Below are 7359 nucleotides of genomic sequence, written 5' to 3' on the forward strand. Positions count from 1 at the left end.
GATGGATGGTCGGCGGGCGGTTGCCTGCCGGCCATTTTCCGTTTTTTAAATGGAGATGGGGCAATGAAAAATAAAAGAAGAAGAAGCGGGTTTATCGCTGCCTGCGTGACGCCTGCGATCGTATTATTTATTATTTTTATGATTATTCCGACAATCGACGTTTTCCGTATGTCCCTGTACCGCTGGGGCGGGTACACGGCGGAAAAGACGTTTGTGGGATTACAGAATTTTTCCACACTGTTTGCGAGCAATAAATTTTACCGGGCATTTCAGAACAGCATTCTGTTGATTGTGATCGTTACCATTGTAACCTTTTTCTTTGCCATTATATTTGCGGCAATCCTGACCCGTGAAAAAATAAAGGGGCAGAATTTTTTCAGAGTCATTTTTTACATACCGAATATTTTATCCATCGTTGTGATCAGCGCAATCTTTTCCGCGATTTATGACCCGAACAACGGACTGCTCAATAGCTTTATCGCACTGTTTAAGGGCGGCAGCAATGACAATCCGATTCTCTGGCTCGGCAGTCCGAAAATCGTAATTTACAGTATTGCAATCGCTATGGTATGGCAGGCGATCGGGTATTATATGGTTATGTATATGGCGAGTATGGCAAATATTCCCGAAAGTCTTTATGAATCTGCGGCTCTCGAAGGCGCCGGCAGAATCAAACAGTTTACGTCAATCACGCTGCCGTTAATCTGGACGAATATCAGGACGACGCTGACATTCTTTATCATCAGTAATATCAACATGAGCTTCCTGTTCGTTAAGGCGATGACAAACAGCGGGCCGGACGGCGCTTCCAGCGTATTCTTAAGCTATATGTACCAGGAGGCCTACACGAACTCCTCCTATGGCTACGGTATGGCAATCGGCGTTATGGTATTCCTGTTCTCGTTTGCGCTTGCTGCGATTTTAAATGCGGTAACAAAACGGGAAGAAATCGAATTTTAATGTTGCCGTTTGCAGAAAGGAAGGCAGGGTAAAAGAATGGGAAAGAAAGAAGAAACGAGGCTCCATGGGAGCCCGAAGCTGGTCAAATTTTTTATTTATCTGATGCTGGCGCTTTTGGCGGTTACGATTATCGTGCCGGTGGCATGGGTATTCGTGGCTTCCATTAAAGAAAATTCAGAATTTTACGGCAGCCCGTGGGTGCTGCCCAAGGGGATTCATTATCAAAACTTTATAGACGCATGGCAGAAGGCCGATATGGGTTCTTATATGCTCAATTCGGTGCTCGTCACGGCACTGGCGCTGGCGCTTCTTATCATTATCGCGCTTCCGGCAGCCTATGTGCTTGCAAGATTTAAATTTCTCGGCAGAGGCTTTTGGAATACGATGTTTATGGCGGGACTGTTTATCAATGTAAACTACATCGTTGTTCCGATTTTCCTGATGCTCAATAATGGGGATATCTGGTTAAGGCAGACATTTGGGGGAACGTTTTTCCTGAATAATCTTTTTATCCTCGCGCTGGTATATGCATCCACGGCACTGCCGTTTACCATCTATCTGCTGTCCGGATACTTTAAGTCTCTGGCAAAGGATTATGAGGAAGCGGCCTATGTGGACGGGGCTGGTTATTTTTACACGATGGTAAGGATTATCATGCCAATGGCAAAGCCGAGCATCGTTACGGTCATTTTGTTTAATTTCCTTTCCTTCTGGAATGAGTATATTATATCCATGACGCTGCTCACAAAGGCAGAGCTTAAAACACTTCCGGTGGGACTGATGAATCTGATGGCGGCTCAGAGGTCGGCGGTACAGTATGGCCAGATGTATGCCGGTCTGGTGATCGTAATGCTTCCGACACTCATTTTGTATATGTGTGTACAGAAAAAGCTGACGCAGGGCATGACAATCGGCGGTTTAAAGGGTTAGCTGGCGCTTTTGGCTGCGCGGAAATGAGGGAATTATGAGTGAAAAAATGAAGAAAATAGTGACGATGACAGTTCTCATTGTGATTTTTATCATAAGCATTGTACTTACGGTTGTCGGACAGCAGAATATAGGTCCGGCAGGACTGCTCACGATGCTGGTGGGCCTGGTGGGCTTGGTGTTTTTACTCTGGTTTTATAACAGGCAATATAAATAAATCGAAACGAAGGAGGTTCGTATGAAGCAGAATAAAGGGCGGGTCACAATTCCAACAGACACTGACGTCGTGAAAGAAACTTTAAGCCTGGCGGAACGATGGGGTGCGGACGCGGTGCGTGACTGCGACGGCACGGATTTTCCGGTCGAGCTTAAGGATGTGGGGTTAAAGGTATATTCTACCTATTATACGACGAGAAAGGATAACGAGTGGGCGAGGAAGAATCCCGATGAAATTCAGCAGATGTATCTGATGACTCCTATCTATACGGCGGCGGGGGAAACGCTTCGCGTCCGTTTGATGGAAGGACTTTATCCCGATATGCTCACGCCGAACAGCAGGGATGATATTGCCCGCTGGTGGGAGGTGATTGACCGGAGTACTGGAGAGGTGGTTCCGGTCTCGGACTGGTCCTATGAGGAGGAAACAGGAGAGGTCATTATCAGAAGCATCCCGTTTCATGATTATACCGTAAGCTTTCTTGCATATATTATGTGGGATCCGGTACATATGTACAATGCGGTGGTCAATGACTGGAAGGATGTGGAGCACCAGATTACGTTTGATGTGAGGCAGCCAAAGACTCATGTATATACCATGGAGCGTCTGAGAAAATTTATCGAAGCGCATCCGTATGTGAATGTGCTGCGGTTCACCACCTTTTTTCACCAGTTTACGCTGGTGTTTGACGAGCTGGCAAGGGAGAAATACGTGGACTGGTACGGCTATTCCGCATCGGTAAGTCCTTATACCTTAGAGCAGTTTGAAAAGGAAGTTGGCTACCGCTTCCGCCCCGAATTTATCATTGACCAGGGCTATTACAACAACCAATATCGGATCCCCGGCAGGGAATACCGTGATTTTATGGCGTTCCAGCGCAGGGAGGTCGCAAAAATCGCAAAAGAAATGGTGGATATTACCCATGAGTATGGGAAGGAAGCCATGATGTTTTTAGGCGACCACTGGATTGGCATGGAGCCGTTCATGGAGGAATTTCAGAGCATTGGCCTGGATGCTGTGGTCGGAAGTGTGGGAAACGGTTCTACCCTGCGGTTGATCAGTGACATTGAAGGCGTGAAGTATACGGAAGGAAGATTGCTGCCATACTTTTTCCCGGATACCTTCCATGAGGGCGGAGATCCCGTGAAGGAAGCAAAGATCAACTGGGTGACAGCGAGGCGTGCAATTTTAAGAAAACCGATTGACCGTATCGGCTATGGCGGATACCTGAAATTGGCGATGGAATTTCCGGAGTTTGTGGAGTATGTGGAGTCGGTATGTGAGGAGTTCCGCGTGCTGTACGAAAATATTAAAGGGACAACGCCGTACTGTGTAAAGCGGGTAGCAGTATTAAACTGCTGGGGCAAAATGCGCGCATGGGGCAACCACATGGTGCATCACGCCATCTATTTTAAAAAGAATTACTCCTATGCGGGAATCATTGAAGCGCTGGCGGGAGCGCCGTTTGACGTGTCGTTTATCAGCTTTGACGATATTCTGCAAAATCCGCAGATATTAAAGGATATTGATGTTATTTTAAACATCGGCGACGCGGATACCGCACAGACCGGCGGGGAATGGTGGTGCGATCCCGTGATTTCCGCTGCGGTGAAAGAGTTTGTTTATAACGGAGGCGGGATCATCGGCGTCGGGGAGCCGAGCGGTCATCAGGCCAACGGTCATTTTATCCAGCTTTCCACCGTCTTCGGTGTAGAGGAGGAGCGGGATTTTACACTGGGCTATGACAAGTATAACTGGGAGAATCACGCACACTTTATCACGGAGGACGCCTCGGAAAAGATTGATTTCGGAGAGGCACAGAAGAATATGTATGCGCTCCCCGGAACAACGGTGATCGTTTCGGAAAATGAAAATGTCCATCTTGCCGTTCACGAATTCGGCGAGGGCAGGGCGGTTTATATCAGCGGCCTTCCTTACAGCTTTGAAAACAGCAGGCTGCTCTACCGTGCGATTCTTTGGAGCGCAGGGGACGAGTCGTCGATTCACCGCTGGTTTTCGACAAATTACAATGTGGAGGTACACGCCTATATCAAAAACGGAAAGTTCTGCGTGGTAAACAATACTTATGAGCCGCAGACAACAACCGTTTATAAGGGAGACGGTTCCAGCTTTCCACTTGATTTGAAGGCGAATGAGATAGTATGGTATGAAATATAAACTGACATTTGACAAAAATATTTCCAGGTGGGATGAAGGCATCCCACTTGGAAACGGCCGAATGGGAGGTTTGATATGGGGGGACGGAGAGGAGTTGTATGTGAGCCTGGATCGCGTGGATATCTGGGACAGGACAACTCCTTTCGGCATAGAACGGCCGGAATTTACCTATCAGACACTCGTCGCGCTGGCAAAGGAAAAAAATACTGCGAAAATCAGGGAAATATTCGACGCACCCTATGATTATCCCGTTCCCACGAAGCTTCCGGTAGGAAGGATCGTGCTTTCTTTCGGGCAGCAGATAAAAACAAAATCCGAGCTCTGTATGGAGGACGCACAGGCAAAAATGCAGGTGGAAAGCGGAGGCCGGGCGCTTGTGGTGCACGCGTTTTTCTGCGCCGCGGAAAATATCGGCGTGATGAGCATAAATGAGCGCGAGGAAGAGAAGGAGACGAAGTCCGGGGCCAGCGTAAGAAGGAAAAATGACACATTTCCCGAAGTGAGCCTAAAGCCGCCGGGCTTTGGCGCGGCAAAGGATGGCGCACTGTATCGCCTGCACAAAGAGATTTCCAAGGGGGAGTTGTCGGAGCTGAATTATGAGCCGGCAGTTTTGGGAGAGCATGTGATTTCCCGGGAACGAAAGCTTTTATTTTTTTCGCAGAAAGCGGAGGGAGATTTTTCGTACGGCGTTGTACTCGGAATCCGGGAGGAAGGAGAGCGGAAGCTTTTGTATTTTCGTGTCGCCGCGTCAACGGACGCGCGGGATTGGCTTTCCGTCGCCTGCCGTGAGGTTGAGGCGTATATGGAGCAGGAGCCTGAGGTACTGTTTGCCGCGCACAGGCAATGGTGGGAGCGCTATTGGTCAAAAAGCAGTCTCACCCTGCCGGATAAACAGTTTGAGTTACAGTGGTATCTGACAAATTATCTGTTTGCCTCCTGCTCGCGGGAAGGCAGTTATCCGATGCCGCTGCAGGGGGTATGGACAGCGGCGGAGGATAAGCTTCCGCCCTGGAAAGGCGATTATCACAATGATTTGAATACGCAGATGAGTTATTACCATTATCTGAAAGCGAACCATTTGGAAGAGGGACGGTGCTTCATTGATTTCCTGTGGAACTGCCGGAAAGAGGGACGGGTGTTTGCTGCGCACTTTTACGGGACACGGGGCCAGTGCCTTCCGGCGGTCATGACGATTGACGCAAAGCCGCTTGGCGGATGGCCGATGTACTCGCTGTCCCCGACAAATCAAATCTGGCTCTGTCATGCCTTCGCGGAGTATTTCCGTTACACGGGGGATATGGAGTTTTTAAGCGGACGGGCTTATCCCTACTTAAAGGAGACAGCGGAGTGTATCGCAGACTTATTGACAGAGGGAGAGGATGGCAAGCTTTATCTTCCCATTTCCAGCTCACCCGAAATCCATGATGATACGGCAGAAGCTTTTGTGAAGCCGAACAGCAATTATGATTTGGCGCTGATGCATTTTCTGTTTGAGACACTTGCGGAGTACGCGGATCTGCTCGGAAACGGGGAAGCGCCGGGCTGGAGGAAAATCCGTGCGGCGCTTCCCGAGCTTTCCGTCAGCGAGGGTCATGTACTGATGATTTCGCCGGAGGAGATGCTCACGGAGTCGCATCGCCATTTTTCCAACGCAATGGCGATCCATCCCCTGCGTCTGTTCCCATACAGCGGGGACGAAAATCGCCGTATCATCGACGCAACGATCGCGGATTTTGAGCGCCTTGGGACTTCCCAGTGGGTGGGCTTTAGCTTTTGCTGGATGGCGGAGCTTTATGCGGTTCAGAAAAACGGTGAAAAGGCGTGGAAAATGCTTTCCATTTTCTGGAATTATTTTTGCTCTCCGAATGGTTTTCATTTAAACGGAGATTATAAAAAGGGAGGCTATTCGGACTTTACCTACCGTCCGTTTACGTTAGAGGCGAATATGTGCGCTGCAGACGCGCTTCAGGAAATGCTCCTTTTTATGAAAAATCATACAATAGAGCCATTTCCTGCCATTCCGGCAGCATGGGAAAAAGAACAGGCATCGTTTGAACGCCTGCGCGGTGAAAACGGGATTCTCATCAGCGCGGAATTGGCCGATGGAAGGTTAAAAAGCCTGTACATTGAAACGGACACACAGGATGTCTTTTGGATCAGGGGCTGGACGAAAGAGGGAATCCGCAGCAGCGGGTCTTCGTTTTGCGTTAAACGGGGATTAACGCTGTTTGGTCCACAGACGGAATGAGAAAATCAATGTTCCGGCGTGCAAAATTGTGAATAATAATCCACCATTTACAAATACTAGCAGTACAGCACTTGTAAATGGAGGAATAGACATGAAGGCAACAGGTATTGTTAGACGGATAGACGATTTGGGACGCATTGTCGTGCCGAAGGAAATCAGAAGAACGCTTAGAATCCGCGAGGGCGATCCGCTGGAAATTTTTACGGACCGCGAGGGTGAGATCATATTAAAAAAATATTCTCCGATCGGAGAACTGAGTCAGTTTGCCGGCGAATATGCGGAGAGCCTTGCGCAGACGACCGGACATCTGGTCCTTGTCACGGACTGCGACCATGTGGTGGCCGCATCCGGAAGCGGGAAGAAGGATTTTGAGGGAAAACCCATCAGCCGGCAGCTCGAAATCGCCATCAGCGAGCGGAAAAATTATCAGGCTGAGGCGGGCGGCAATGATTTTATCAAGGTAACGCTGGATGACAGCGGAGATTTTACCGAGCAGGCGGTGAGTACGATCATCTGTGAGGGAGACGCCATCAGGGCGGTCGTTCTTTACAATAAAGACGAAAAAAGTAAAATGGGAGAGACGGAGGGCAAGCTTGCCGCGGCGGCCGCGTCTTTTCTCGGAAGACAGATGGAGCAGTAATCCAATGGATGGGGGCATGTAATAAAAAGATACGGTATTTTGCCGGGATGGCTTAGCAGGCTGTCCCGGTTTTTTTTGTGTGACCGGCGGTTTGAAATATATGCGGTTTTAAGCTATAACCCGAGTTTGCCACTTGTAAATGAAAAATGGAGCCATACAGGCTCCAATTTTTTCAGTAAATATGCGAGT

The 7359-nt window shown here is 48.8% G+C and carries 6 protein-coding genes; all 6 read left to right on the forward strand.

Annotation, left to right across the window (positions count from 1 at the left end; genetic code table 11):
• Positions 1 to 63: 63 nt before the first annotated feature.
• The 6 genes from SHK35_RS08240 (at position 64) to spoVT (ending at position 7170) form a co-directional block, all read left to right on the forward strand.
• A complete protein-coding gene (locus tag SHK35_RS08240) occupies positions 64 to 960 on the forward strand; it encodes a carbohydrate ABC transporter permease (protein ID WP_318709411.1) in 897 nt (298 codons plus the stop codon).
• 36 nt (positions 961 to 996) lie between these two features.
• Positions 997 to 1890, forward strand: a complete 894-nt coding sequence (locus tag SHK35_RS08245) for a carbohydrate ABC transporter permease (protein WP_318709412.1) — start codon at positions 997 to 999, stop codon at positions 1888 to 1890.
• Positions 1891 to 1924: 34 nt separating this feature from the next.
• Positions 1925 to 2104, forward strand: coding sequence for a DUF6903 family protein (locus SHK35_RS08250; RefSeq protein WP_318709413.1), 180 nt, complete (start codon positions 1925 to 1927; stop codon positions 2102 to 2104).
• A 21-nt stretch (positions 2105 to 2125) separates the two neighbouring features.
• A complete protein-coding gene (gene gnpA / locus SHK35_RS08255; protein WP_318709414.1) occupies positions 2126 to 4282 on the forward strand; it encodes a 1,3-beta-galactosyl-N-acetylhexosamine phosphorylase in 2157 nt (718 codons plus the stop codon).
• 61 nt (positions 4283 to 4343) lie between these two features.
• Entirely contained in the window at positions 4344 to 6530 is a 2187-nt protein-coding gene (locus SHK35_RS08260) for a glycosyl hydrolase family 95 catalytic domain-containing protein (RefSeq protein WP_318709415.1), read from the forward strand.
• Between the two features lie 91 nt (positions 6531 to 6621).
• A complete protein-coding gene (gene spoVT / locus SHK35_RS08265) occupies positions 6622 to 7170 on the forward strand; it encodes a stage V sporulation protein T (RefSeq protein ID WP_318709416.1) in 549 nt (182 codons plus the stop codon).
• Positions 7171 to 7359: the final 189 nt, after the last annotated feature.

It is taken from the genome of Candidatus Acetatifactor stercoripullorum (assembly GCF_944382095.1).
Lineage (GTDB): Bacteria > Bacillota > Clostridia > Lachnospirales > Lachnospiraceae > Acetatifactor > Acetatifactor stercoripullorum.

Bases quoted from the DNA above. Each gene is read 5' to 3' on its own strand.
- SHK35_RS08240 (WP_318709411.1), top strand. From the start codon at position 64: ATGAAAAATAAAAGAAGAAGAAGCGGGTTTATCGCTGCCTGCGTGACG.
- SHK35_RS08245 (WP_318709412.1), top strand. From the start codon at position 997: ATGGGAAAGAAAGAAGAAACGAGGCTCCATGGGAGCCCGAAGCTGGTC.
- SHK35_RS08250 (WP_318709413.1), top strand. From the start codon at position 1,925: ATGAGTGAAAAAATGAAGAAAATAGTGACGATGACAGTTCTCATTGTG.
- gnpA (WP_318709414.1), top strand. From the start codon at position 2,126: ATGAAGCAGAATAAAGGGCGGGTCACAATTCCAACAGACACTGACGTC.
- SHK35_RS08260 (WP_318709415.1), top strand. From the start codon at position 4,344: ATGGGAGGTTTGATATGGGGGGACGGAGAGGAGTTGTATGTGAGCCTG.
- spoVT (WP_318709416.1), top strand. From the start codon at position 6,622: ATGAAGGCAACAGGTATTGTTAGACGGATAGACGATTTGGGACGCATT.